Consider the following 1,393-nt stretch of genomic DNA (forward strand, 5'->3'; position numbering starts at 1 on the left):
CTGGGTTCAGGTTACAACACGATGATCTCACATCTCGGACTTATTCGCACCTTCCCTAACTACCGTACCATTAATGCTGGGTGTCCATTTTTTATTTATCTCTACCTAAAATGTATTTAGAAAATATTCTAGCGCGTTCTACCCTAGCTTTTCGTCCTGTAGTTCCTGAATACATATACGAGTAAAAAATGCTGTAGTCAGAACCTTTTTCGTCTTTCTTTTCGAATACATCTTTATCGAACTGAATGAGCTTATCTCTGAAATTATCTGGCAAAGCTCCTAGGTTGAAACAAATCTCTGAAACAAAAGTAAAAAAGCAAGACTTGCGGAACCAGACTGAATCTAGAGGAAGGTCCAAATCCTCAATAATGGCAAATGTTTTTAGTAAGTTTGACCTTAGATGAGAAGAGTTTTTGAATTCATCATTGAACTTTGAAATTGTCTTTTCAATTTCGGTATCTCTATTGAAATATCCACCAATCTCCACAGTCGACATAACTAGAAGTAAAAAATGCAAATCTGCCATTCTAGTAAATTCAGACTCATGGAATACACCATATTTCTCTAGTGAAACACTTTCTAAAATCTCTTTGGCAGTTTTTATAAATTCTCCATCATAAACTGCATTGTGTATTTCCACATCTTCAAGTTTAAACTTTGTTAGATTAATTCTTCTAAATATCTCTCTTATAACCTCTTCTTTAACCTTGCCTATATCTCTGAAAACGACATTGTACCCTAGAAAGTCAATTCTCTTATCTTCGTTCAAAGAATCAAAGGGCTGTATTTTTTTAAGTGGCTTATCAAAATTATTTTCGATGTAGTTCTTTATCGTCGTTAACCGCTGCTGCCCATCAATAACATGCTGGGTGGTTTTTAATTTTTTTGTGTCAAGTGAACCTTCACAAACATAAATTTCTGGAAAAGGAAAGCCGCCAAGTATGGTTTCAATAAATTCCTCTTGGTGCTCTTGTGTCCAAACAAACTTTCGTTGAAAATCTGGGCGTAGAACCAACTTACCAGATTCAATATCTTGATATAAGTCAGCGATTTTTGGCGTAGTAACCGACGGTTTTATTTGATTAGCCATTTACTGACTCCTTAATTAAAAAATCAAGCCACCCATTATAAAACAATAACCTAATCTTCTTTCAGTCTGCGTTCAAGCACCGCTAGATGATCTGAGCCCCCGGAGGCCGAAAGATAGCCGTGAGTTGCAGAGGTTTGATAAAATCGAACCGATTTCACGCAAAAATGCGAGATTTGAGCCGTGCTAGCCCTACCCATGGTTTAGGGGATTTCAATGACTGCGGTTGAGATAGAGTGGGGTTCAAGCTGTTTGAAAGTACTGGCAACTGGTTGCAAAATGCCGTCGTCGCTTCTCCAAGTGTTC

At 37.4% G+C, this 1,393-nt stretch carries 1 protein-coding gene; it reads right to left on the minus strand.

The features are described from left to right. Window positions 1-91 precede the first annotated feature (91 nt). A complete protein-coding gene (locus CX651_RS19700; protein ID WP_101057799.1) occupies window positions 92-1,090 on the minus strand; it encodes a DUF262 domain-containing protein in 999 nt (332 codons plus the stop codon). Window positions 1,091-1,393 lie beyond the last annotated feature (303 nt).

It is taken from the genome of Shewanella chilikensis, assembly GCF_002836945.1.
Classification (GTDB): Bacteria; Pseudomonadota; Gammaproteobacteria; order Enterobacterales; family Shewanellaceae; genus Shewanella; species Shewanella chilikensis.

Coding starts and splice junctions, on each gene's coding strand:
- CX651_RS19700 (WP_101057799.1), bottom strand. CDS start 1,090: ATGGCTAATCAAATAAAACCGTCGGTTACTACGCCAAAAATCGCTGAC.